Source organism: Flavonifractor sp. An306 (assembly GCF_002159455.1).
In the GTDB taxonomy this organism is placed as follows: domain Bacteria; phylum Bacillota; class Clostridia; order Oscillospirales; family Oscillospiraceae; genus Flavonifractor.
The window spans coordinates 1-577 of record NZ_NFIQ01000262.1 but is presented as its reverse complement, the minus strand read 5'-3'; the positions used below and the strand labels follow the sequence as shown (position 1 = coordinate 577).

Below are 577 nucleotides of genomic sequence, written 5' to 3'. Positions count from 1 at the left end.
TGTGGGCACCTATGCCTCCCAGGAAGACGCCGCAAGCCCGGTCTATCTGGCCGACGTAGGGGGCATTCAGGTGGCCTTCCTGGGCTACACCTACGGCACCAACGGCATCACCCCCACGCCTCCCACGGTGGCCACCCTGGCGGTGTGCGGGGACGTGATGAGCCACATGCCGGTAACCAACGACGCCTGGGACGAATCCCAGGGCAGGTACGACTACACCCCCATTTTTGAACAGGCCCGGCCCTATGTGGAGGGGGCGGACTACGCCGTGGCCAATCTGGAGACCACCCTCTCCACCGAAGGCCCCTACTCCGGCTACCCCGCCTTCCGCTCCCCGGCGGCGCTGGCGGAGGATCTGAAGGAGCTGGGCTTTGATCTGATGCTCACCGCCAACAACCACTGTCTGGACCGGGGGTACAGCGGGCTCACCGCCACCCTGGACGCCCTGGACGGAGCGGGGCTGGCCCATGTGGGCACCTATGCCTCCCAGGAAGACGCCGCAAGCCCGGTCTATCTGGCCGACGTAGGGGGCATTCAGGTGGCCTTCCTGGGCTACACCTACGGCACCAACGGCATC

1 protein-coding gene is annotated in these 577 nt (G+C 66.6%); it reads left to right on the top strand.

Going from position 1 to position 577, the window contains the following annotated elements:
- Positions 1–577: CapA family protein (locus tag B5F88_RS20030; protein ID WP_162612273.1), on the top strand; the 577-nt coding region annotated here is incomplete at both ends.